Annotated in this window: 24 protein-coding genes and 1 pseudogene; 2 read left to right on the top strand and 23 right to left on the bottom strand. The window is 70.3% G+C overall.

Annotated features, from left to right (window positions below; translation table 11 throughout):
* Positions 1-9: 9 nt before the first annotated feature.
* The 11 genes from SACCYDRAFT_RS07960 to SACCYDRAFT_RS07910 form a co-directional block, all read right to left on the bottom strand.
* Positions 10-1,842 carry a hypothetical protein gene (locus tag SACCYDRAFT_RS07960; RefSeq protein ID WP_005455207.1) on the bottom strand — a complete coding sequence of 611 codons (1,833 nt, stop codon included), beginning with the start codon at positions 1,840-1,842 and terminating at the stop codon, positions 10-12.
* Entirely contained in the window at positions 1,839-2,957 is a 1,119-nt protein-coding gene (locus tag SACCYDRAFT_RS07955) for a serpin family protein (RefSeq protein WP_005455206.1), read from the bottom strand. The genes SACCYDRAFT_RS07960 and SACCYDRAFT_RS07955 overlap by 4 nt, the downstream gene beginning before the upstream one ends.
* A 22-nt stretch (positions 2,958-2,979) precedes the next feature.
* Positions 2,980-4,251 carry a deoxyguanosinetriphosphate triphosphohydrolase gene (locus SACCYDRAFT_RS07950; RefSeq protein WP_043536280.1) on the bottom strand — a complete coding sequence of 424 codons (1,272 nt, stop codon included), beginning with the start codon at positions 4,249-4,251 and terminating at the stop codon, positions 2,980-2,982.
* A 73-nt stretch (positions 4,252-4,324) separates the two neighbouring features.
* Positions 4,325-4,738: a type II toxin-antitoxin system VapC family toxin gene (locus SACCYDRAFT_RS07945; protein WP_005455204.1), complete on the bottom strand. Its 414-nt coding sequence runs from the start codon at positions 4,736-4,738 to the stop codon at positions 4,325-4,327.
* Positions 4,735-4,998 (bottom strand): hypothetical protein, encoded by a 264-nt coding sequence (locus SACCYDRAFT_RS07940; protein ID WP_043536278.1) that lies wholly within the window; start codon positions 4,996-4,998, stop codon positions 4,735-4,737. The genes SACCYDRAFT_RS07945 and SACCYDRAFT_RS07940 overlap by 4 nt, the downstream gene beginning before the upstream one ends.
* Positions 4,999-5,028: 30 nt before the next feature.
* Positions 5,029-6,159, bottom strand: a complete 1,131-nt coding sequence (metX, locus tag SACCYDRAFT_RS07935; protein ID WP_005455200.1) for a homoserine O-acetyltransferase MetX — start codon at positions 6,157-6,159, stop codon at positions 5,029-5,031.
* Positions 6,156-7,454: a bifunctional o-acetylhomoserine/o-acetylserine sulfhydrylase gene (locus SACCYDRAFT_RS07930; protein ID WP_005455198.1), complete on the bottom strand. Its 1,299-nt coding sequence runs from the start codon at positions 7,452-7,454 to the stop codon at positions 6,156-6,158. The genes metX and SACCYDRAFT_RS07930 overlap by 4 nt, the downstream gene beginning before the upstream one ends.
* A gap of 116 nt (positions 7,455-7,570) precedes the next feature.
* Positions 7,571-8,200 (bottom strand): YdcF family protein, encoded by a 630-nt coding sequence (locus tag SACCYDRAFT_RS07925; protein ID WP_005455196.1) that lies wholly within the window; start codon positions 8,198-8,200, stop codon positions 7,571-7,573.
* 3 nt (positions 8,201-8,203) lie between these two features.
* Positions 8,204-9,592: a glycine--tRNA ligase gene (locus SACCYDRAFT_RS07920; RefSeq protein ID WP_005455194.1), complete on the bottom strand. Its 1,389-nt coding sequence runs from the start codon at positions 9,590-9,592 to the stop codon at positions 8,204-8,206.
* Positions 9,593-9,727: 135 nt separating this feature from the next.
* Positions 9,728-10,417, bottom strand: a complete 690-nt coding sequence (locus SACCYDRAFT_RS07915; protein ID WP_005455193.1) for a class F sortase — start codon at positions 10,415-10,417, stop codon at positions 9,728-9,730.
* Complete coding sequence (locus SACCYDRAFT_RS07910) at positions 10,414-11,577, bottom strand: hypothetical protein (RefSeq protein WP_005455192.1); 1,164 nt, start codon at positions 11,575-11,577, stop codon at positions 10,414-10,416. Before SACCYDRAFT_RS07910 ends, SACCYDRAFT_RS07915 begins: the two co-directional genes overlap by 4 nt.
* 120 nt (positions 11,578-11,697) lie before the next feature.
* Between SACCYDRAFT_RS07910 and SACCYDRAFT_RS07905 the strand changes: the two genes are divergently transcribed.
* Complete coding sequence (locus SACCYDRAFT_RS07905; protein ID WP_005455190.1) at positions 11,698-12,105, top strand: ArsR/SmtB family transcription factor; 408 nt, start codon at positions 11,698-11,700, stop codon at positions 12,103-12,105.
* Positions 12,102-12,527: a Fur family transcriptional regulator gene (locus tag SACCYDRAFT_RS07900; protein ID WP_005455188.1), complete on the top strand. Its 426-nt coding sequence runs from the start codon at positions 12,102-12,104 to the stop codon at positions 12,525-12,527. Before SACCYDRAFT_RS07905 ends, SACCYDRAFT_RS07900 begins: the two co-directional genes overlap by 4 nt.
* Positions 12,528-12,758: 231 nt before the next feature.
* Here SACCYDRAFT_RS07900 and SACCYDRAFT_RS26805 read toward each other — a convergent pair.
* From SACCYDRAFT_RS26805 to SACCYDRAFT_RS07845, 12 genes and pseudogenes are all read right to left on the bottom strand, one after another.
* Positions 12,759-12,860 (bottom strand): annotated as a pseudogene (locus SACCYDRAFT_RS26805) (DUF5615 family PIN-like protein); the annotation flags it as partial.
* Positions 12,861-12,880: 20 nt separating this feature from the next.
* The gene (locus SACCYDRAFT_RS07895) at positions 12,881-13,303 is read right to left on the bottom strand and encodes a hypothetical protein (RefSeq protein WP_005455186.1); all 423 of its coding nucleotides are present in this window, start codon (positions 13,301-13,303) and stop codon (positions 12,881-12,883) included.
* A 56-nt stretch (positions 13,304-13,359) separates the two neighbouring features.
* Complete coding sequence (locus SACCYDRAFT_RS07890) at positions 13,360-14,088, bottom strand: TIGR03943 family putative permease subunit (RefSeq protein WP_005455184.1); 729 nt, start codon at positions 14,086-14,088, stop codon at positions 13,360-13,362.
* Complete coding sequence (locus SACCYDRAFT_RS07885; protein ID WP_005455183.1) at positions 14,088-15,092, bottom strand: permease; 1,005 nt, start codon at positions 15,090-15,092, stop codon at positions 14,088-14,090. Before SACCYDRAFT_RS07885 ends, SACCYDRAFT_RS07890 begins: the two co-directional genes overlap by 1 nt.
* Positions 15,089-15,499: a YbjN domain-containing protein gene (locus SACCYDRAFT_RS07880; protein WP_005455182.1), complete on the bottom strand. Its 411-nt coding sequence runs from the start codon at positions 15,497-15,499 to the stop codon at positions 15,089-15,091. The genes SACCYDRAFT_RS07885 and SACCYDRAFT_RS07880 overlap by 4 nt, the downstream gene beginning before the upstream one ends.
* Positions 15,496-16,332, bottom strand: a complete 837-nt coding sequence (locus SACCYDRAFT_RS07875; protein WP_005455181.1) for an isoprenyl transferase — start codon at positions 16,330-16,332, stop codon at positions 15,496-15,498. Before SACCYDRAFT_RS07875 ends, SACCYDRAFT_RS07880 begins: the two co-directional genes overlap by 4 nt.
* On the bottom strand, positions 16,277-17,128 hold the full coding sequence (recO, locus tag SACCYDRAFT_RS07870) for a DNA repair protein RecO (RefSeq protein ID WP_005455180.1): 852 nt from the start codon (positions 17,126-17,128) through the stop codon (positions 16,277-16,279). Before recO ends, SACCYDRAFT_RS07875 begins: the two co-directional genes overlap by 56 nt.
* 181 nt (positions 17,129-17,309) lie before the next feature.
* Positions 17,310-18,212: a GTPase Era gene (era, locus tag SACCYDRAFT_RS07865; protein ID WP_005455176.1), complete on the bottom strand. Its 903-nt coding sequence runs from the start codon at positions 18,210-18,212 to the stop codon at positions 17,310-17,312.
* Positions 18,209-18,544: a hypothetical protein gene (locus SACCYDRAFT_RS07860; RefSeq protein WP_005455174.1), complete on the bottom strand. Its 336-nt coding sequence runs from the start codon at positions 18,542-18,544 to the stop codon at positions 18,209-18,211. Before SACCYDRAFT_RS07860 ends, era begins: the two co-directional genes overlap by 4 nt.
* Positions 18,537-19,886 carry a hemolysin family protein gene (locus tag SACCYDRAFT_RS07855; protein ID WP_005455173.1) on the bottom strand — a complete coding sequence of 450 codons (1,350 nt, stop codon included), beginning with the start codon at positions 19,884-19,886 and terminating at the stop codon, positions 18,537-18,539. Before SACCYDRAFT_RS07855 ends, SACCYDRAFT_RS07860 begins: the two co-directional genes overlap by 8 nt.
* Positions 19,883-20,434: an rRNA maturation RNase YbeY gene (gene ybeY / locus SACCYDRAFT_RS07850; protein ID WP_005455172.1), complete on the bottom strand. Its 552-nt coding sequence runs from the start codon at positions 20,432-20,434 to the stop codon at positions 19,883-19,885. Before ybeY ends, SACCYDRAFT_RS07855 begins: the two co-directional genes overlap by 4 nt.
* Positions 20,431-21,480 (bottom strand): PhoH family protein, encoded by a 1,050-nt coding sequence (locus SACCYDRAFT_RS07845; RefSeq protein ID WP_005455171.1) that lies wholly within the window; start codon positions 21,478-21,480, stop codon positions 20,431-20,433. Before SACCYDRAFT_RS07845 ends, ybeY begins: the two co-directional genes overlap by 4 nt.
* Positions 21,481-21,530: the final 50 nt, after the last annotated feature.

Raw genomic sequence — 21,530 nt, 5'->3', positions numbered from 1 at the left:
GGGAATCCTTCACCCTGGGGACGAGACAGCCTCCTCCGGTGTGACAGCGTCGGCGGTCAACCTCCGCACGTCCCACACCCACACATCCCGGTGCACCTCGCCCGGCTGTCCGAGCAGAGCCTCGATGGTCTCCCGCAACTGCACCTGGTGCGGCGAGTCGCCGATCGGCAGCACGACGACGTCCGCCCGCCAGTACCGCAGGTCGGCCACGGCATCGTCCCGGTGGTCGACGGTGATCTCGGGTACCTCCCCGCTCGTGTGCACCTCGGCGAGCAGGTACGTGGTGGGCCGGTACTCCGGCCCGTACCGGCCGTTGCCCTCACCGTCGGGGCCGACGAAGTACCCGCCTGCCAGCGGGAACTCCAACCCGGACTCCACCTGCCAGTGCAGGGCGTCGGCGTCGCCGGGGTTCGGCAGCGGTGCCACGACGACGGACCCGTCGTCCACGTACCGGCGCCACTCGCCGCTCGTGAAGAACGCCGGTGTCTCGCCGCGCTCGGCGACCTTCAGCTCCGTGGGCGCGATGGGCAGCAACGCGAGGACGAGCGCGCTGAACCACACGATGCCCGCCGTGTAACGCCAGTCCGGCCGCACCCGCAGGCGCAGCACCTTCTCGGTAGCCCTGGCCAACAGTATTCCGATGACGGGAACGCAGCCGAGCGCGAAGCGCGACTCCAGCACGGAGTCGAACAGCGGCACGTCGAACAGCAGCATCCACGGACCCGGAATCGACGTGCCCTCGCCGTCCACGATCAACAGCGCGCCCATCGACAGCCACGCCATGACGAGCATCGTCACCGCGAGCGCACGCGAGACCACGTCACGCCACAGCGCCACCACGAGCCCCAGCAGCAACACCACCAGCGGCCAGCCGAAGAACGCGTTCTCCTCGGTGCGGTTCATCGACAGTCCCACCGCGCTGTCGTCGGTGCCCGCCACGGACTCGGTGGCGAACGCGGTGAAGGCGGCGACGTCGTTGCCCCGCATCCCGTGTTCGATACCCGGATAGCTCTGCGGGCCGAAGAACTGCCACCACAGCGGCACCGCCACCAGGACCAGCGACACCGCCGCGCCCACGGCGACGCCCTTGCCCAGCGGTCGCACCATCGACAACGCCTGCTCGGGCCGCATCACCGTGTAGGCGAGCGCGAACACGGCCAGTGTCGTGGCCGCGATGAGCAGGGACTCCTCACCCAGCAGGATCTGGTAGGTCACCAGCAGCCCGAGGATCACCCCGTTCCGGACCACCCGCTCGCCCCGGGCGAGCTTGAGCAACCACAGCACGATGAACGGCAGCACGAACAACGCGACGAAGTTCGGGTGCGCGTTGGCGTGGGAGATGATCGGGGGCGCGAACGCGGCGAACGCCGCACCCACGGCCGAGCCCGCGCGCGTGCTCACCAGGTGGCGCGACAGCACCCAGTACCACGCGACGGCTGTGCCGGCGAGTCCCCCGGTGAGCGCGATAGCCCACGTCACCGTGGGTCCGAACAACACCGTGACCGGCGTCAGCGGGACACCGACCCCGAACATGGCCGTGTTGGCCATGAGGTTCACGCCGAGGGGGTGGTTCTGCAGGGTGGAGAAAAGCGGGTTCTCGAAGTTCAGCACGGAGTGGGCGGTGACCGCGAAGAACCACTCCCACATGTTCTGGTCCTGCCCGCTGTGCTGCAGGTAACCGCCCGACAGGTTCTCCCACAGTGGACGGTAGAGCAGGAAGGCGGCCAGCACGAAGAACGTCATGACCGCCGCGTCCGCCAGCAGCGGCCACGGAACCCGCCCACGCGGCCGGGCCGGCTCCGGCGTCTCCGCGCGGACGGGCTCCCGGGTCGGTGCGCTCACGGCTGGACGACCCTGGCCAGGAAGTAGACCACGCCACTGGCCCGGTGCCGCACGAGGAACAAAAACGGCCGGTCCACCGTCACGGTGACGGGCTCCGCCGCGGGAGCCGACACCAGGCGCATCATCGCCGCGGTGGCGGCCGCGCCCTCCAGCCCGGTCTCGTCGACACGCAACACCGACTGGTGCAGCATGTCCGACACCACCATCCGCGGATCGTCGGTCAGTTCCCCGAAGTCCGCGCCCGGCCGGAACATCCTGCGTACGCCCAGCGCTTCGAGCGTGTCCTTCAACGCACACCGGAGGTCCAGGGACAGGCGAGGCAGGCTCAGCCGCACCATCGTCTCGCGCCGCGCGGCCAGCAACGCCGCCAGCGTGTCCGCGTCGAGACCGGGTTCGGCCTCCTCCAACGGGCGGTCGGGCAACAGCACCGACGCGGAGACGCCACCGACCGCGGGCAGGTCCACGAGCTGCCAGCCGCCGACGGCGGCGTGGCCGAGGCGTTCGGCCTGGCGCATCATCGGCACTCTCACGACACCCGACGGCGTGTGGAAGTCACCGTCGGCCGTGTCCGCCTCCCGGAACGGGAACGTCCATCCCACGCGCAGGTACAGCGCGTTGACGAGCCCCGCCACGGTGTCGTCACCGACCGTGCCTGCCGGCAGCAGTTCGGGGACGAGGTCGCGGGTCGTGCGGGCGACGTCGGCGTTGATCGCGGTGCGGGCGCCCTCGGGGTCGTCCACGAACGGCGCCGTCCGCACCGCCCCGGAAGGCCATTCGCTCAGGGCCTCGGTGAAACCCTGTCTGATCCCGAGTTCCCGCCACACCCACAGCGTGTTGGACACCGCGAGCGAGGGGGTGTCCTCACCGCTGCGCGCGGCGTCGAGCACGGCAGCCTTGTGCAGCAGCTCCGTCAGCTCGGCGACGTGATCGAGCGACCCCGCGAGGAGCCCTGCGGGCTCGGCGGCGGTGTCCCCTCTGGCCGCGCGGGCGACCAGGGCGAGCGCGCTCGCCACGGAATAGGGCGAGAAGCACGCGTTGCCGCCGGGTGCGGCCAGAGCCCGGTGCACGGCCAGTGTGAAACCCAGGTGAGTCCGGACGACATCGGAAGCGGGCATTCCCCGACGTTACCGTGGCCGGTCAACCATGCCGCCCCAGATGCCAGGAATGCCAGGCCCTCGCCTGGGCGTCGGTGAGCGAGGCGATCTGGTCGATCACCACGCGCAGGCGGGCGGCGTCGTCCGGTGCCGCGTCCCACGCCGGGCGCAGACCGGCGTCGAGCACCTCGGGCGCCCGCAGCGGCAGCACCTCCACCAGCTCGCCGAGCAACTGCCGCTGCCCCTCCTGAAGGGCCAGCCGCCGCCGGTCGCTCATCACGTAGCGCAGCGCTAGCGCCTTCAGCAACGCCACCTCGGCCGCCACCTGGTCGGGCACCACCAGCCGAGCGCCGTACCGGGACAACGGTCCCTCCCCGTGGACGGCGCGGGTGCCGGTGACCGCCGCCGACACGAACCGGCCGACGAGTTCACTCGTCATGCGCTTGAGCGCCGCCTGCGCCGCCGGGGAGCCGTCGTAGGGGGTACGGACTAAGTCGGCCACGGCGGGCAGCTCCAGCAGACCGAGCGCCGCGCCCTCGACCGTGGACACGGACAGGGCACAGAAGTGCTCCGCCGCGAGCCCCGCCAGCGCGGCGCGCTCCTGCGCGTCCGCGAGCACCGGCAGCGAGATGCGGTCGGCCAGCACGCCGTCCTCGACGTCGTGCACCGAGTACGCCACGTCGTCGGCCCAGTCCATGATCTGCGCTTCCAGGCACGTGTCCTCGCCGGGCGCCTCGCTGCGGATCCAGGTGAACGCGTCGAGGTCGTCGGCGTAGACGCCGAACTTGCGCTGCCCGTCCCGGCGCGGCCACGGGTACTTCATCGTGGCGTCGAGGCAGGCGCGGGTGAGGTTGAGTCCGTAGGGTTCGCCGGAATCGCCCACCACCTTGGGCTCCAGCCGCGTGAGGATGCGCAGCGTCTGCGCGTTGCCCTCGAAGCCGCCGCACGCCCGCGCGGCCTCGTCGAGTGCCGCCTCGCCGTTGTGCCCGAACGGTGGGTGCCCGATGTCGTGGGCGAGCCCGGCGGTGTCGCAGAGATCGGGGTCGGCACCGAGGTCGGCGGCGATCCCGCGACTGATCTGGGCCACTTCCAGGGAGTGTGTCAGCCGGGTCCGCGGCACCCCGCTCACCTCGGCACCCTCACCGGGACCGACGACCTGCGTCTTCCCGGCGAGCCTGCGCAGCGCGGCCGAGTGCAGCACCCTGGCGCGGTCGCGCGCGTACGGCGTCCGCCCGTCATCTCGCGCGCCGGGCAACGTGGAGGACTTCGGCCGCTCGGTGAACCGCCGCTGCACGTCGTGCATGGTGTAGCCCATGCCAAGGGAGCTTACGGGCGAGCGGGCGGGTTCCGGGCTCACCGACCGGTACCTCCCGCTCCACAACCTCACGTCAGACTTTCACCACGGTCACGTGACGACTCTCGACCAAGACCGAAAAGTCGTCGGGGTCCGACGTCAGCACGGTTACCGGCCTTGGGGAGGCCAACGCGGTCGCGGCCACCATCGCGTCGATGGCGTACTTGTGCCCGTGGAGTCCCGCCTCCGCCAGAAGACTCGCCGCCCGCCTTCCGATCTCGGCCGTCACCGGCTCGACCACGAGCCGCGACAAGGTCCAGTCGAGGGCTTGCCGGTTGGTCCGAGGGTGCATGACCTCCACGAGCGTGGCCGCACTGGTGACGACTCGAAAGTCGTCGGCGTGCGCCACGCCGAGCCACGCGGTCAGCTCCCGGTCACGCGCGACGACCTTGGCGAGGCCTTCGCCGTCCAGGACGAGCGTGCCGTTGGGTGTCGCCTGCCGCCTCACTGCGTGGTCCGGCCTTCCCGGTGCACCCGCTCCTGCGCCTGCCGAAGCGTTTCCCGCTTGTCCCGGATCTCCTCGTCACTCACCGGGCCGTGCTCCGCCTCGGCGACGGCGATGATCTCAGCCAGGTTGTCCCGTTCGAGCTGCCGCGCCACCGCGGCCGTGACATAGGACGACAGGCCGGACGAACCGCCGCGGGCACGCGCAGCCTCCGCGATGTCCCGCGGCATCGTGATCGAGTACTTCTGGGTGGCATCTGCCATGCTATACATGCTACCGCTTATGCCACCACGTCAGTCCCCCAGCAGCTCCTTGACCAGCGTCGCCACCTGCTCGGTCTCGACGAGGAACGAGTCGTGCCCGTACGGCGAGGAGATCTCGGCGTAGCGGGCGGTGGGAATGCCGTCGGCCAGCTCCCGCACCTGCCCCGGCGGGTACAGCCGGTCGGAGTCGACGCCCACCGCGATCGTCCGGGCCGTCACCCGCGACAGGGCCTCGCCGACTCCCCCACGGCCGCGTCCGACGTCGTGTCCGTTCATCGAGCGGGTCAGCAGCACGTAACTCGCCGCGTCGAACCGCCGGACGAGCTTGTCCGCGTGGTGGTCCAGATAGGACTCGACGGCGAACCGGGGGTCCCCCTCACCCTGGGGGCTGCGGCCGAACCGTTCGTTGAGCTCCTCGGCACTGCGGTAGGTGGCGTGGGCGATCCGCCGCGCCACACCCAGGCCGAGGTGCGGCCCCTCACCGGGCCCGCCCGCGTGGTAGTCGCCGCCCTTCCAGTTCGGGTCGGCGAGGATGGCGTGGAGCTGCGGCGCCGACCACGCGATCTGGTCCGCCGACGACGCGGCGGGACTCGCCAGCACCATCAACGCCCGCACGCGCGAGGGTTCCATGACCGCCCACTCCAGCGCGCGCATCCCGCCCATCGACCCGCCGAGCACCGCGGCCCACCGTTCGACGCCCAGCGCGTCCGCCAGCGCGACCTCCACGGCCACCTGGTCGCGGACGGTGATCCGGGGAAACCGGCTCCCCCAGTACCTGCCGTCCTCAGCGGGCGAGGCGGGGCCCGTCGAACCCTGACACCCCCCGAGCACGTTGGGCACCACCACGAACAACTCGTCCGTGTCCAGCGCCTTACCGGGCCCGATCAGGCCGTCCCACCAGCCCGGGCTCGGATGACCGGGCTCGATGTCCCCCGCCGCGTGGCTGTCACCCGTCAACGCGTGTTCGATCAGCACCGCGTTCGACGCGTCGGCGTTGAGCGTCCCCCACGTCTCGTACGCGATCTCGACGCCGGGCAGCTCCTGCCCCGACTCCAGTCGCAGCACGGCCTCGGGCCGGAACCACTGCCTGCGCCCGGGCGGGTCTCCCGCCCGCCACGCGCCGGTGGCAGGCGGGAGACCGGTACTACCCGACGAGCTCACAGAGCGGCCTTCGCCGCCCGGAACCCGGCCTCCAGGTCGGCCTGCAGGTCCTCGAGACCCTCCAGACCCACCGCCAGCCGCACCAGTCCCGGCGTCACACCACCCGCGAGCTGCTCCTGCGGGGTGAGCTGGCTGTGCGTGGTGCTGGCGGGGTGCACGATCAGGCTGCGCACGTCACCGATGTTGACGAGCTGGCTGTGCAGCTCGGTGCCGTCCACGAACGCGCGCCCGGCCTCGACCCCACCACGCAGCTCGAACGACAGCACCGCGCCCGCACCCTGGGGAAGGTACTTCTGCGCCGCCTCGTGGTGGGGGCTCGACGGCAGGCTCGCGTAGTAGACCCTCTCCACCTCGTCGCGCTGCTCCAGCCACTCCGCCAGGGCCTTGGCGTTGGAGACGTGCCGCTCCATGCGCAGCGACAACGTCTCGATGCCCTGCAGGATCAGAAAGGCGTTCAGCGGGGCGATGGCCGCGCCCGTGTCACGCAGCAGCTGCACACGCGCCTTGGCCGCGAACGCGCCCGGCCCGAGGGCCTCCCAGAACTTGAGACCGTTGTAGCTGGGGTCGGGCTCGTTGAAGCCGGGGAACCGCTCCGGCTGCGCGCCGAAGTCGAAGGTTCCGCCGTCCACCAGCACACCCGCGACCGTGGTGCCGTGCCCGCCGAGGTACTTGGTGGCCGAGTGCACCACGACGTCCGCGCCGTGCTCGATCGGCCGCAGCAGGAACGGCGTCGGGATGGTGTTGTCCACCACCAGCGGCACACCGATCTCGTGCGCCACGTCGGCCACGCCACGGATGTCCAGGACGTTGCTGCCGGGGTTGGCGAGTGTCTCCGCGAAGAACAGCTTCGTGTTCGGCTTGGCCGCCGAACGCCACTCGTCGAGGTCGTCCTGGTCGGAGAGGAACGTGACCTCGATGCCGAGCTTGGGCAAGGTGTGCCGGAACAGGTTGTACGTGCCGCCGTACAGGGCGGGGCTCACCACGACGTGGTCACCCGCGCCGGCGAGGTTCAGCACCGCCGCGGTGGTGGCCGCCGAGCCCGAGGCGAACGCCAGCGCGGCAACGCCACCTTCCAACGCGGCGACCCGCTGCTCCAGGACGTCCTGGGTGGGGTTCATGATCCGCGTGTAGATGTTGCCCGGCTCGGCGAGGCTGAACAGGTCGGCGCCGTGCTGGGTGTCCCGGAAGACGTAGGAGGTCGTCTGGTAGATCGGCGTGGCGCGCGCGCCGGTGGCCGGGTCGGGCTGCGCTCCCGCGTGGATCTGCTTGGTCTCGAACGACCATCCGTCGGTCACTGGACTCACTCCTTTGCGGCTCGGTGTCCTTGCCGACGCTAGTGAGGCATCGGGGACGTCCCAACCGCCTCCCACTGCGTGGGACGGCCATGCCACACCTTCGGGTGATACGCGTCCTACAGTCCGAGATCCACGTGGTCCGCCGGGTTCTTCGACACCCGGTAGTACAGCAGTGCCGCGGTCTCCCGCAGGATGTAGCGGACCTGCGTGCTGCGGGTCTGGACGATCGGGCCGGAGTGCGTGGGTGACGTCCACACCGTCAGGCCCGCGTCCTCCGTCATGATGCCCGCCCGCAGCGAGTGCCACGGATCGCTCACGATCACGACGTCGCTCCAGCCCCGGCTCTTGATCACTTCGGCGGCCGCCCGCACCGAGCGCAGGGTGTCGTTGCCCTCGCCGACGGGTACCAGCGCCTCCGCGGGAACCCCCTGGCCACGCAGCCAGTTCGCGCCCGCCTGCGCCTCGGTGTAGGCGTCCCCGGCGCGCATACCGCCGGTGGTGACGATCGTCCCGGCGACCCCCTGCGCGTAGAGCTCACGGGCATGCGCGAGACGTGCCTGGAAGATCTCCGAGGGTCTGCCGTTGTACTGGGCCGCACCCAGCACGACGATGGCGTCCACCCTCGGCCGTTCGTCGGCCCGCGCGACGTGCCACACGCGAAAGGCCGTTCCCCCCACGATCAGCAGCCCGACGAGGACGATCCCGGCGACCGTCCTCGCGAGCCACTTCCTCACCACGGCCCGCACGGTTCAGCAGCCGATCAACCGGGCCGCGAGGTACGACTCCAGCTTGTCGATCGCGATCCGCTCCTGCGCCATCGAGTCGCGTTCCCGCACAGTGACGGCGTGGTCGTCGAGGGTGTCGAAGTCGACCGTCACGCAGTACGGCGTGCCGATCTCCTCCTGCCTGCGGTAGCGCTTGCCGATCGACTGCGCGTCGTCGAAGTCGGTGTTCCAGTGCTTGCGCAGCGCGGCGGCGATGTCGCGGGCCTTCGGCGTCAGGTCGGCGTTGCGCGACAGCGGCAGCACCGCCACCTTGTACGGCGCCAGCCTCGGGTCCAGCTTGAGCACGGTCCGCTTGTCCACACCGCCCTTGGCGTTGGGCACCTCGTCCTCGGTGTAGGCGTCGACGAGGAACGCCATCATCGGACGGCCGACACCCGCGGCCGGTTCGATCACGAACGGCCGGTAGCGCTGGCCGGAAGCCTGGTCGAAGTACGACAGGTCCACACCCGAGTGGTTCGAGTGGGTGGTGAGGTCGAAGTCCGTGCGGTTGGCGACACCCTCCAGCTCACCCCACTCCTGCCCGGACGAGAACCCGAAGCGGTACTCGATGTCGACCGTGCGCTTCGAGTAGTGCGACAGCTTCTCCTTCGGGTGCTCGTAGAGCCGCAGGTTGTCCCGCCGGATACCCAGGTCGACGTACCACTCCATGCGCTCGTCGATCCAGTACTGGTGCCACTTCTCGTCCTCGCCGGGCTCGACGAAGAACTCCATCTCCATCTGCTCGAACTCGCGGGTGCGGAAGATGAAGTTTCCGGGCGTGATCTCGTTGCGGAACGACTTGCCGATCTGGCCGATGCCGAACGGCGGCTTCTTGCGCGAGGTCGTCTGCACGTTGAGGAAGTTGACGAAGATGCCCTGCGCGGTCTCCGGGCGGAGGTAGTGCATCCCCTCCTCCGACTCGACCGGGCCTAGGTGGGTCTTCAGCATCATGTTGAACTCGCGCGGCTCGGTGTACTGGCCGCGGTTGCCGCAGTTCGGGCACGGCACCTCGGACAGGTCGTCCTCGGAGGTCTCCGTGCCGGTGCGCTCGGAGTACTCCTCGGCGAGCTGGTCGGCGCGGAACCTCCGGTGACAGGACAGGCACTCCACCAGCGGGTCGTGGAACGCGCCCACGTGACCCGAGGCCACCCACACCTGACGCGGCAGGATCACCGACGAGTCGAGGCCGACCACGTCCTCGCGGTTCTGCACCATGGTCTTCCACCACTGGCGCTTGATGTTGTCCTTCAGCTCGACGCCGAGCGGTCCGTAGTCCCACGCCGACCGGGTACCGCCGTAGATCTCCCCCGAGGGGAAGACGAAGCCACGGCGCTTGCACAGGTTGACGACGGTCTCAATGGTGTTGGCGGGCACTCCACGCTCCGAAGCATCCGGAATTGGGTTGTCTTGGAACTCACAGCGTATCCGGCGAGACGGGCGACGGCTCCGGTGGGGAGGTGGCCCCTCAGGGCCCCCCTCAGTGCCCCCCTCAGTGCCCCCTCAGCGCCCTCAGCGCCCACTGACCAGCTTCGCGGTGACGATGTGGTTGTCCGAGTAGCCGCCCGTACCACCGAGGTAGTCACCGCCGCACGTGACGAGCAGCAGTCGGTGCGGCCCGTCCTGGGCGAACAGTTCCGGCGCGTACCGGGCCAGCCTGCTCTTGTGCAGGGTCGTCGCCGAGGCGACGCGGTAGGTCCACGTCCGGCCCGCCGCGTCGCGGACGGTCACCTCGTCACCGGCCTCCAGCCGGAACAGGCTGGTGAACGGCCCCGAACGGCCGTACCAGTCGACGTGCCCGGCGACGAGCGCGGCACCACGGTCGTCGCCGAATCCGGCCCCCCACCAGGCCGCGCGGTCGACTCCGCCGGGAATCGGCAGCGTGCCGTCGGCGGTCAGTTCCGTGCGCACGAGCGTGGAGGTGGCTCCGCCCGGAAGGCGGACACTGTTGGGCGGCTGCGGGCCCGGGCGCGGTGGGGCGGCGCGGGGCTCGCGCGGGGGTTCGGTTTCCGCCGTGCCCGGAACCCTGGCCGTCACCTCGGGAACGGCCGGGGCGGGGGCGACGGCGCCGGGCTCGCTCGGCCGCGCACTCGGTGCGCTGCGCAACACCGCTGTCCCCGCCGTCACGGCGAGCACCGCCAGCACCCCGAGCGCGGTCGCCGTCCTGCGCTGCCACACCGGCGAGCGCCACCAGGAGGTCACGGACGGGTCCGCGACGAGGAGGCCCTGCGCGCCAGGAATAGTGCGGCGAGCCCGAGCACCCCACCACCGGCCAGCAGAGCCGTCCCCCACACGGTGGTGGCGGACCGCGCGTCGGACCCCTCGGCCCGGACCTCCGCCCGCGCGGGGTGCCCACTCGGCGCACCGACACCCGCCGGGATCGTCACCGGAACCGACGGCGCGCCCGGCTCGGCCTGCCCACCGCCTCCGCTCACGAAGTCGCGCGGCACCGAGCAACTCACGCCACCCAGCACGAACGTGGTCTCGACGGTGCGGGCGGAATGCCGCTCGCCGTCACCGGCCGCCGGTACTTCCGGTGTGCCTTCCGTGACCTCGGCGGGCACCGGGAGCTCGAAACGCTCGTCACCGTCGGACTCGGCGGGCCGTACGTGGGTGTGGATCTCGACGAGCCAGCCCGAGGCGGCGGTGACCTCCCCGTCACGCCACTGCCGCTGCCGCAGCAACTGGTCGAACTCGGTCACCGGCCGGATCCGGAGGTCGGAGGTCGCCACCTCGTCCTCGCCGATCTCCACGGGCGCCCCGAAGGGCAGGTCCTGCCTGCGCACCTCTTCACCGGGCTTCGGCAACGACACCGGCCGCAGGACCCCGTCCGCGCCGGTGACGGAGAGCCGGGACGCCGATGCGCCGGACTCCGGCTCCGCGGTCGAAACGCACTCCACCGAAGTCCTCGCGCTTTCGAACGCCAGCACCGTGACGTCGGTGGCGAGGTCGGTGAGGGCGAAGTCCGCCCGCGCGCTCGCCTCGGGCACCCGGCTCTCCCCGAGCCCGGCGGCGACGTCGTGGTGTTCGATGCCGAGCCGGTAGTTCGGCCCCACGGCGGCGCGCTCCCCCTCGGAAGCGGGCAGCGCCGACCGGCTTTCCCCGAGCCGCGACACACCCGGGGTGAGGGGCGAACGCTGGGTCTCGCTGATGACCGAGCCGCCCGGCCTGCCGTAACCGTCGTCCGCGATCGCCATCGACGCGACGTTGGCGAAGGCCACCGGCCCCGTCTCGGGGTCCACGGGCCGGGGTAGAGCGGCGGCGGGCACCGTGGCACCGGCCCAGAGAACGGTCAACGCCGCCGTCGCCATCGTCACCGTCGTCACCGCAGCCGCGCTCAACCTCGACACGACACGACTCACGCTGCCCCCTCGCCCTCGTCGGCACCGCCACGTGCCACACGGGATCACCCGCCGCGCACGAGCACTAGGATGGTAGTGCACTCCCCGAACGCTGCAGGACGACCAAGGCTGGAGAGCGACATGGCGACGGCGGGTTCCGACGCGGCGCGTTCTCCGGCGCCCGACCCCGTTGACGTGGGTGAACAGCAGGAGCACTCCGCCACGAGACGGCCACCGGCCGTCGCCGCGCCCCCACCGGCGGCGACCCTCACCGATGCGGGTGAACTCCTGCGTGCGCTCGCCGCGCCGGTGCGCATCGCGATCGTGCTGCAACTACGGCACGGCCCTCGCTGCGTGCACGAACTCGTGGACGCACTCGACGTGACCCAGCCCCTCATCAGCCAGCATCTCCGGGTACTGAAGGCCGCCGGTGTGGTACAGGGTGAGCGACGAGGTCGCGAAGTGGTGTACCACTTGGTGGACGACCATCTCGCACACATCGTCGTCGACGCCGTCGCACACGTGCAGGAGGACGCGCAGCCGGTATGAGCACCATCGAGACCCGCGGTCGGGCCCCGCTTCCGGGACGCAGGGCGACCAAGCAGCGCGCCGCGGTCGTCGACCTCCTCGCCGAGGTCGACGACTTCCGTTCGGCTCAGGAACTGCACGACGAACTGCGCAAACGCGGTGAGGGCATCGGCCTGACCACCGTCTACCGCACGTTGCAGTCGCTGTCCGAGGCAGGCGAGATCGACGTGTTGCGCACCGACTCGGGGGAGGCGCTGTATCGGCAGTGCTCGGCCCACCATCACCATCACCTGGTGTGCCGTCACTGCGGCTACACCGTCGAGGTGGAGGGCCCGGCGGTGGAGCGCTGGGCCGAGCGCATCGCCCTTGGCAACGGGTTCTCCGACATAAACCACACGGTGGAGATCACCGGCACGTGCTCCACGTGCGCGGCGAAGAAGTAGCCGCGCGGAGGCCCTGGGACCGCGCTCAGGACCGGGGCCAGTGTGGCCCGAGGTAAGGCCGTGGGTTGGCCTGTGCCCACGCGTCGAGAAGCTTCGCCAAAGCCTCGGCCTGCCCTCCCCCTGCGGTAACGTCCGCTCCAGCACGAACACCAGCACGACGTCGCGTTCGCCGGCGAAGTCAGCCACGTTCTCCGTCACCACGGCGCGCCCTTCGGTGCGAGCGGCCGCCGCAACCATGACGTCGTCGACTGCGCGCAGTCCCACCTCAAAGACGTGGACGGCATCGTGACCGTACTGTTCCCGCAGAATCCGAGCCACCGCAGGCGGGAACATCTCATCGACCAGAAAAAGACTCACGCGATGGGATCCCTGCGGTGCTGGGCGGCGAGGCGGCTGCGTTCAGCGAGCCGGCGATTGCGTTCGATCCGGGCACGGACATCCTCGACGTGCTCGACCGCATAGTCGACAGCCAATCGGATCAGTCGGGGGTGGAGCTCCGTCTCCTCGCTCAGGACCGCGATCCGCTCCTCCTCCTCCGTTCCCTCCAACTCCTGCAACCGCGAGATCACTTCCCACACGTCCGGTCCGGCGGCCAACGCTGCTCGCCGGTCGTGAGCCGGGCCCCGGAACACGATTCCCGGGTGATCCAACTGCTCCACGCCTTCCAGGATCAGTCGTTCGAGAAGAGCCGTCGCACTCGTCCCTTCCTGTTCAGCGCGCGCCGCCAACACCCGCTTCGCCTCCGCACTGATCCGAAACGACGTACTCGCTGCCATACCAGAGTCCCTTCCAGCGTGTAGCGCACGTGTAGCTCACGAGCGCTACATCGCCGTCAGTACTCGTACGGGTCAGCGGGTTCGTTCACCTCGCGCACGGTATGCACGGTGAGGTCGGGGCGGAACCCGGTTTCCCGTGTCGCCGTGCCCGGTACGACGGTGCCGGTGACGGCGAGCCACGTGTCCTCCGGCGTCTCACCCAAGGTCTCGGCGACATCACCCACCAGGCGCACGAGTACCGGGGACGCGTCCGCGGCGCAGCATCCGATCACCATGCGGGCGAGCATCGTGTCGCCGCTCTCGTGGACCACGAATCCCGTCAACGACACCGTGCGGCCCGTGAGGCTGTTCGCCGCGTCCCATCCGGCGCGCGTCACGAACTCGGTCACCGTCAGCGGCACCACGTCCCCGGCGGGCAGCGGCGGGAACGGCGACTCCGGTTGCCGCGCGCCCTGCACCGCCCCGGCCGCCGCGTCGCGCTTCACCGAGTCCGCGCCCAGTGCGGGCGGCGCGACCAGGAACACGGCCAGCACCGGCAGCACCAGCAACCACGCCGACCGCGCGTCGTGATGGTGCCCCGTGTGGTCGACCACCGCCGCGCGGCGCGCGGCCACCACGTCACGGACGATCGCGACGGTTCCCAGTGCCAGCATCACGGCCGCGGCGCCGAGCAGCCACGGCTGGTGCGACGGTTTGACGTAGCGCAGGTAGTCACCGCTCAGCCCGATCTTCAGCAACGCCCCGCCGAGCAACACCAGCAGCACGTTCTGCGTCTCGCGCCGCATCAGCCCTCCCCCAGCAACAGCGTCCCCGCCAGCACGGCACAGCCCACCGCGACCACGAACGTGGCGGGCGCGAAGCGCACCGCGAACGCCCGGCCGAACGTGCCCGCCTGCAGCGCGAACAACTTGAGATCCACAGCGGGCCCCACCACCAGGAACACGAGCTTCGGCAGCAACGGCACCGGCGCCAGCGAGGCGACCACGAACGCGTCGGCCTCACTGCACAGCGACAACACCACCGCGAGCACCGCCATCACCACGACACCCAGCACGACGTCGTCCGACAACGCCGCGAACCACGACGGCGGCACCAGCACCCCGAGCACCGCCGACACCAGTGCCCCGAGTACGAGGAACCCGCCGGCGTCCACGAGATCGGCGCGCGCGGTCTCGGCGAACCTCGCCCAGCGGTTGCCGCCGGAATCGGGCATCCGCCGCCACACCCGCTCGGCGATCCACTCCGTCCGGCCCCACCGAATCCACAACAGACCCATCACCACCGACGTGGCCAGCGACGCCACGAACCGCGCCACCACCATGCCGGGTTCCCCGGGGAAGGCCACCGCCGTCGCCACGATCACGACCGGGTTGACGGCAGGCGCGGCGAGCAGGAACGTCAACGCCGCCGCGGGCGCGACACCCTGGCCGATCAGCCGCCTCGCCACGGGCACCGACGCGCACTCGCAGCCCGGCAGCGCCACACCGGACAGTCCCGCCACCCCCACCGCGGCGGACTGCCTGCGCGGCAGCACGGCTCGCAGCGCGCGAGCCGGCACGAAGGCGGCCAGCGCACCGCTGATCAGCACACCGAGCGCCAGGAACGGCAGCGCCTGCACACACACGGCCACGAAGACCGTGGACGCGGTGCGCAGCACGGGAACGTCCAGAACGGACACCAGCCACGACTGCCCGACGATCGCCACGAGCAGCACGGCACAGAGCACCTCGATCGAGGTGACCGGCCTGCGCCTGTTCGGCTCGACCGGCGCCGCGGTGCTCTCGCTCATGCCTTCACGAGCTCGGAACGCACCTGGGAGGCGGTGGACACCACGAGCATCAGCAGCGTGCCCAGCGCGGTGTCGTCGAGTCCCTGCGCGGGGAAGGCGTAGCGCAGGGTGAGGTCCATACCGCGCTCGGTGTGGACGATGCCGAGTGTGCCGAACAGGCCCTGACCGGCGCGCTCCGCGACGTCCGCCGCGAGCGCGGGCTCGTCGGGCAGGTCCCACGCGACCACGCACGTCAGGCTCAGCACCGACAGCCCGTCGGCCAACCGCATGGCCTGCACCACGCACGGCACGTCGGCGTGTGAGAAGGTCAGCGTCCCGTCGTCGTCGACGCGAACGTCGAGGAACCGTTCGAGCGCCTGGCGGGCCGATGTCAGCAACTCGGCGGTGTCGGCGGCCTCCGAACTCACGCCGGACCACCCCCTGCGGCCGCGGCAGCGGCGGCGTCGACGGCGGCACCGAACCGGCGGTCCCGCTTGGCGTACTCCAGGCACGCCTCCCACAGCTTCCTGCGGTCGAAGTCCGGGAACAGCGTGTCCTGGAACACGAACTCGGCGTAGGCCGACTGCCACAGCAGGAAGTTGGAGGTCCGCAGTTCCCCGGAGGGACGCAGGAACAGGTCGACGTCCGGCATCTCCGGCTGGTAGAGGTACTTCGCGAGCATGCGATCGTCCACCTTGTCCGGGTTGATCTTGCCTTCGGCCGCGAGCTGCGCGATCCGCCGTGCCGCGTCACCGAGTTCGGCACGCCCGCCGTAGTTCACGCACATCGTCATGTTGAGCCGCGTGTTGTGCCGGGTCTTCTCCTCGGCGTCCTTCAGCTCCTTGATGACGCTGCGCCACAACCTCGGCGTACGGCCCGCCCAGCGGATGCGCACCCCGATGGATCCCAGGTAGTCCACCTGCCTGCGGATCGTGTCGCGGTTGAAGCCCATGAGGAAGCGCACCTCATCGGGGCTGCGCTTCCAGTTCTCCGTGGAGAACGCGTACACCGACAGCCACTTCACACCCAGCTCCACGGCGCCGCTGGCCACGTCGATCATCACGGCCTCGCCGCGTTTGTGCCCCTCGATGCGGGGCAGCCCGCGCTGGTTGGCCCACCGGCCGTTGCCGTCCATCACCAGGGCGACGTGGTTCGGGACCAACTCGGGCGGGATGCTCGGCGGCCGCGCGCCCGACGGGTGCGGATCAGGCTCCCGTAGCTCCATGTGCGCTCTCGCGGCTTCGCGTCCCCTGCGCCGCACTCGTTACCTCCGTCTCGCCGGACACCGAGTCCGACCCTAACGTGTCCACGATCGGTGCCTCACGGGCACGGCGTTCCACGAACGGCAGCGACCGCAACTGCCGCTCCAGGTGCCACTGGAGATGCGCCGCGACGAGGCCGCTCACGTCACGCCGCACACCCTGGACACTGCCCTCGGCGGTGTCCCAGTCGCCGTGCAGCAACGCGTCGAGCAGTACGAGGACCTCGGGTGCCGGATGCACCGAACCGGGCACACGGCACTGCGCGCACAGCGAACCGCCCGCCTGGATGTTGAACGCGGCGTGGGGTCCGCGCCTGCCGCAGCGTGCGCACTCGGTGATCGCCGGAGCCCAGCCCGCGAACGCCATCGACCGCAGCAGGAACGCGTCGAGCACCAGCGACGCGTCCCGCTGCCCTTCCGCCAACGCCCGCAACGCCCCGACCACGAGCAGGTACAGCTTCAGTACCGGCTCGCCCTCCTCGGCGGTGAGCCGGTCGGCGGTCTCGGCGATGGCGCTGGCGGCCGTGTAACGCTGGTAGTCGCCGACGATGGGCAACGCGAACGCGTCGACCGTCTCGACCTGGGTGATGACGTCGAGCGTGCGGCCCGTGTAGAGCTGCACGTCGACGTGACCGAACGGTTCCAGCCGCGCACCGAACCGGGACGTGGTGCGCCGGACCCCCTTGGCCACGGCACGGACCTTGCCGTGCCGCCGGGTGAGCAGGGTGATGATGCGGTCGGCCTCACCGAGCTTGTGGACCCGCAGCACCACTCCCGTGTCCCGATACAGACTCACCGCTCCATCGTCCCACCGAGGGGATGGGGGCTCACCACCGCACCGCTCCGAGGACCGAGGCGACCAGGCACGGCGTCTTCACCTACTGCGACACCCGTTGGTCGGCGGTGACCTCGTTGGACCTCATGACGGCGCGGCTGCTGAGCGTGCGGACACGCGTGCACAGGCTGCGGACACGGTGTCAGAAGCCGAGTTTGCGGAGCTGCTTCGGATCGCGCTGCCAGTCCTTCGCCACCTTGACGTGCAGGTCGAGGTACACCTTGCTGCCCAGCAGCGCCTCGATCTGCTTGCGGGCCCTGGCCCCGACCTCCTTGAGCCTGCTGCCCCGGTGGCCGAGCACGATGCCACGCTGGCTGGCCCGCTCCACGTACACGTGCGCGTAGACGTCGATGAGGTCGTCGCGCCCTTCACGCGGGAACATCTCCTCGATCGTCACCGCGATGGAGTGCGGAAGTTCGTCGCGCACCCCCTCCAGCGCCGCCTCGCGGATCAGCTCCGCCACCAGCGTCTGTTCGGGCTCGTCGGTGAGATCACCGTCCGGGTACAGCTCCGGTCCCTCCGGCAGCCGCGCCACCAGCAGGTCGGCCAGCGTGTCCACCTGGTAGGACTCGACAGCCGACACCGGAACCAGGTCGGCGAAGTCCATGACGTCCTGGAGTTCCAGCAACTGCTTGGCGACCTGGTCCTTGCTCACGAGGTCGGTCTTCGTGACGATGCCGAGCACTGGAGTGTGACGGGCGATCTTCGCCAGCTCGGCCGCGATGAACCGGTCACCCGGACCGATCTTCTCGTCGGCCGGCACACAGAACCCGACCACGTCCACCTCCGACCACGTCGCCCGCACGAGGTCGTTGAGACGCTGCCCCAGCAGCGTGCGCGGACGATGCAGGCCCGGCGTGTCCACGATGATGAGCTGTGCGTCGTCGCGGTGCACGATGCCCCGGATGGCGTGCCGCGTGGTCTGCGGCTTGCTCGACGTGATGGCGATCTTGGACCCCACCAGCGCGTTCGTCAGCGTGGACTTGCCCGCGTTGGGCCTGCCGACGAAACACGCGAACCCGGACCTGTGCTCGACGTCGTTCACCGCAACGTCTCCTGAACGGTCCCCGACGGATCGGCGCGCAGAATCGGAGCGTCCGCCGCCAGATCACGCACCGCCTGCACCGAGGCACCCAGCACCATCGGTTCCTCGGTCACCACAGCCGCGGCCTCGAGGCTCTCGGCCCCGCTCGACACCGCCGCCGCCACCGCGGCCTGCAACGCGGTCAGCTTCAACGACGGCAACCGCACCGTCGCGGCGGCGTACGTACGACCGTCGGTGTCGCGCACGGCCGCCCCCTCCGCCGCCTGCGTCCTGGCGCGGGTCGTGCGTGCCAGGATGACGATCTTCTCGTCCTCGGGGTCGAGCTCAGGCATGTTCCACTCTCCTGTCGCGGTCGTCGTGCTCGTCGGCGTCGTCGCTCGGGGAAGGCGTGCCGGGCCCGATCCGGCGGCCGTCCGCGGCCCGAGCGACCACCGTGGTGATCCTCATGCGGCCTCGCCGATCCTTGCCGCCCTCGGCCCGCAGCCGCAGTCCGTCGATCTCCGCCTCGGCACCCGGCAGCGGCACGCGGCCCAGCCGCTGCGCGAGGAGGCCGCCGACCGTCTCCACGTCGTGTTCCGACAGGTCGACGCCGAACAACTCACCCAGGTCGTCGACACCCAGCCGCGCGGACACCCGCACCACCTGGTCGTCGACGTGTTCCACGGGCGGCCGATCGTCGGTGTCCGACTCGTCGGTGATCTCGCCGACGATCTCCTCGAGGATGTCCTCGATGGTCACGAGCCCGGCCGTGCCACCGTACTCGTCGACGGCGATGGCCATGTGGTGCCGTGACCGCTGCATGTGCTTGAGCAGGCCGTCCAGGTGTTTGGAGTCCGGCACGAAGTCGGCGGGCGTCATGAGTTCCCGGACCTCGCGCGTCGTGCCGTCCTCGGCGAACGACACCCGCACCAGGTCCTTGAGGTTCACCACGCCGACGATGTCGTCCACCGACTCGCCGATCACCGGGATACGCGTGAAACCGGTCCGCATCGACAGCGCCAGCGCCTGCCGCACGGTCTTGTTCTGCTCGATCCACACGATCTCGGTGCGCGGCACCATCACCTCGCGCGCCACCGTGTCGCCGAGCTCGAACACCGAGTGGATCATCTCCCGCTCGTCGGTGCCCACGACACCGCGCTCCTGCGCGAGGTCCACGAGTTCCCGCAGCTCCACCTCGGTGGTGAACGGACCTTCCCGGAAACCCCCACCCGGTGTGATGGCGTTGCCCACCACGATGAGCAACCTGCTGAGCGGCCCGAGAACGGTGCCCAGCACCCGCACCGGCCCGGCCGCGACGAGACCCACCCGGTACGGGTGCTGCCTGCCGATCGTGCGCGGTCCGACACCCACGATGACGTAGCTGACCAGCACCATGATCAGAGCGGCGAGCAGCACCGCCAGCCACTCCGGGTGCACCCAGCGGAGCATGACCACGGTGACGAGCACGGTGGCCGTGAGTTCACAGCCCATGCGCAGCAACAGCAGCAGGTTGATGTGCCGGCTGCGTTCACGGAGCACCAGCACGAGCCGGCGCGCCCCGAACCGTCCCATGCGCTCCAGGCCCTCGGCCCTGGCCTGCGACGCCGTGCCGATGGCCGCGTCGGCGGCCGCGAACACACCGCCGAGCAACACGAGAAGGACTGCCACGACCAGGACGATGGCAGAAGAGGTCACGATTGCTCCGTATCAGACCTTCCGTCGAGACCGGCCGCTCCCAGCAACCGGTCGTCGTTGCTGCGCTGCGCGTCCTGCTTGCGTGCGGCAGCGAGCGTGTCACGGAATTCGCCGAGGATGCGGTTCTGCAGGCCGAACATCTCCCGCTCCTCCTCGGGCTCGGCGTGGTCGTACCCGAGCAGGTGCAACACGCCGTGCACCGTGAGCAGGTGGAGTTCGTCGAGCAGGGAGTGTCCGGCCTTGCGCGCCTGGTCCTTGGCGAACGCGGGACAGAGCACGATGTCACCGAGCAACGCGGGGGACGGCTCCACCGCGTCGGGACGGCGGCCCGCCTCCAACTCGTCCATGGGAAACGCCATCACGTCGGTGGGACCGGGAAGGTCCATCCACCGCACGTGCAGGTCCTCCATCACGTCGAGCGTGACCAGGACGACCGAGAGTTCCGCGAGCGGGCTGACCTCCATCCGGTCGAGCGCGAACCGCGCGGCCGACACGATCGAAGCCTCGTCGACGTCGATCCCGGACTCGTTGGCGATCTCGATGCTCACCGGTGTCCCCGCCCGCTCACCGCGCGGCCGTCACCGGCCGCGGCGTCCTGCGTCGCCTGCCACTTCTCGTAGGCGTCCACGATGTCCCCGACGAGCTTGTGCCGGACCACGTCGTGACTCGTCAGCGTGGCGAAGTGCAGGTCGTTCACGCCTTCGAGGATCTCACGCACCACACGCAGACCACTGCGCTGCCCGCTGGGCAGATCGACCTGGGTCACATCGCCGGTGACGACGACCTTCGACCCGAACCCGAGCCGGGTGAGGAACATCTTCATCTGCTCGGGCGTCGTGTTCTGCGCCTCGTCGAGGATGATGAAGGCATCGTTGAGGGTCCGCCCGCGCATGTACGCGAGCGGAGCGATCTCGATCGTGCCCGCCTGCATCAGCCTGGGGATCGAGTCGGGATCGACCATGTCGTGCAGCGCGTCGTACAGCGGCCTCAGGTACGGGTCGATCTTCTCGTAGAGGGTTCCGGGCAGGTAACCCAGCCGCTCCCCCGCCTCCACGGCGGGACGGGTGAGGATGATCCTCGTGACCTGCTTGGTCTGCAACGCCTGCACGGCCTTGGCCATCGCCAGGTAGGTCTTGCCCGTTCCCGCGGGCCCGATGCCGAACACCACCGTGTGCTGGTCGATCGCGTCGACGTAGCGCTTCTGGTTGAGCGTCTTGGGGCGGATGGTGCGGCCCCGTCGCGACACGATGTCCATGCTCAGCACGTCGGCGGGCGACTCGGAGCCCCCGGACGACAGCATGGCGACCGTGCGGCGCACCGTGTCGGGGCCGACCTGCTGGCCGCGTCGGGCCAAGGTCACGAGTTCTTCGAACACACGCTCGGCGAACGCCACGTCACCCGGCGCACCCGTCAGCGTGACCTCGTTGCCCCGAACGTGGACGTCCGCCTCCAGGATGTCCTCGGCGACCCGCAGGTTCTCGTCGCGGGAGCCGAGCAACACGAGCGCGGCGGCGTCGGGGATCTGGAACTTCGACTGAGCCGAAGATTCCTGTGACGCAGTGGCATTGGGTTGCAGCGGTTCGGTTCCGGCCACGTGGCCTCGGGCCTGCTTTCTGCACAGTCGTGCTGGTCGACAACGGTGGT

Source organism: Saccharomonospora cyanea NA-134 (assembly GCF_000244975.1).
GTDB lineage: Bacteria > Actinomycetota > Actinomycetes > Mycobacteriales > Pseudonocardiaceae > Saccharomonospora > Saccharomonospora cyanea.
The sequence above is the reverse complement of the archived record's forward strand: the minus strand, read 5'-3'. Positions and strand labels throughout refer to the sequence as shown.

Coding starts and splice junctions, on each gene's coding strand:
- SACCYDRAFT_RS07955 (WP_005455206.1), bottom strand. CDS start 2,957: ATGCCCGCTTCCGATGTCGTCCGGACTCACCTGGGTTTCACACTGGCC.
- SACCYDRAFT_RS07950 (WP_043536280.1), bottom strand. CDS start 4,251: ATGGGCTACACCATGCACGACGTGCAGCGGCGGTTCACCGAGCGGCCG.
- SACCYDRAFT_RS07940 (WP_043536278.1), bottom strand. CDS start 4,998: ATGGCAGATGCCACCCAGAAGTACTCGATCACGATGCCGCGGGACATC.
- SACCYDRAFT_RS07905 (WP_005455190.1), top strand. CDS start 11,698: ATGGCGACGGCGGGTTCCGACGCGGCGCGTTCTCCGGCGCCCGACCCC.
- SACCYDRAFT_RS07900 (WP_005455188.1), top strand. CDS start 12,102: ATGAGCACCATCGAGACCCGCGGTCGGGCCCCGCTTCCGGGACGCAGG.
- SACCYDRAFT_RS07895 (WP_005455186.1), bottom strand. CDS start 13,303: ATGGCAGCGAGTACGTCGTTTCGGATCAGTGCGGAGGCGAAGCGGGTG.
- SACCYDRAFT_RS07890 (WP_005455184.1), bottom strand. CDS start 14,088: ATGCGGCGCGAGACGCAGAACGTGCTGCTGGTGTTGCTCGGCGGGGCG.
- SACCYDRAFT_RS07885 (WP_005455183.1), bottom strand. CDS start 15,092: ATGAGCGAGAGCACCGCGGCGCCGGTCGAGCCGAACAGGCGCAGGCCG.
- SACCYDRAFT_RS07860 (WP_005455174.1), bottom strand. CDS start 18,544: ATGCCTGAGCTCGACCCCGAGGACGAGAAGATCGTCATCCTGGCACGC.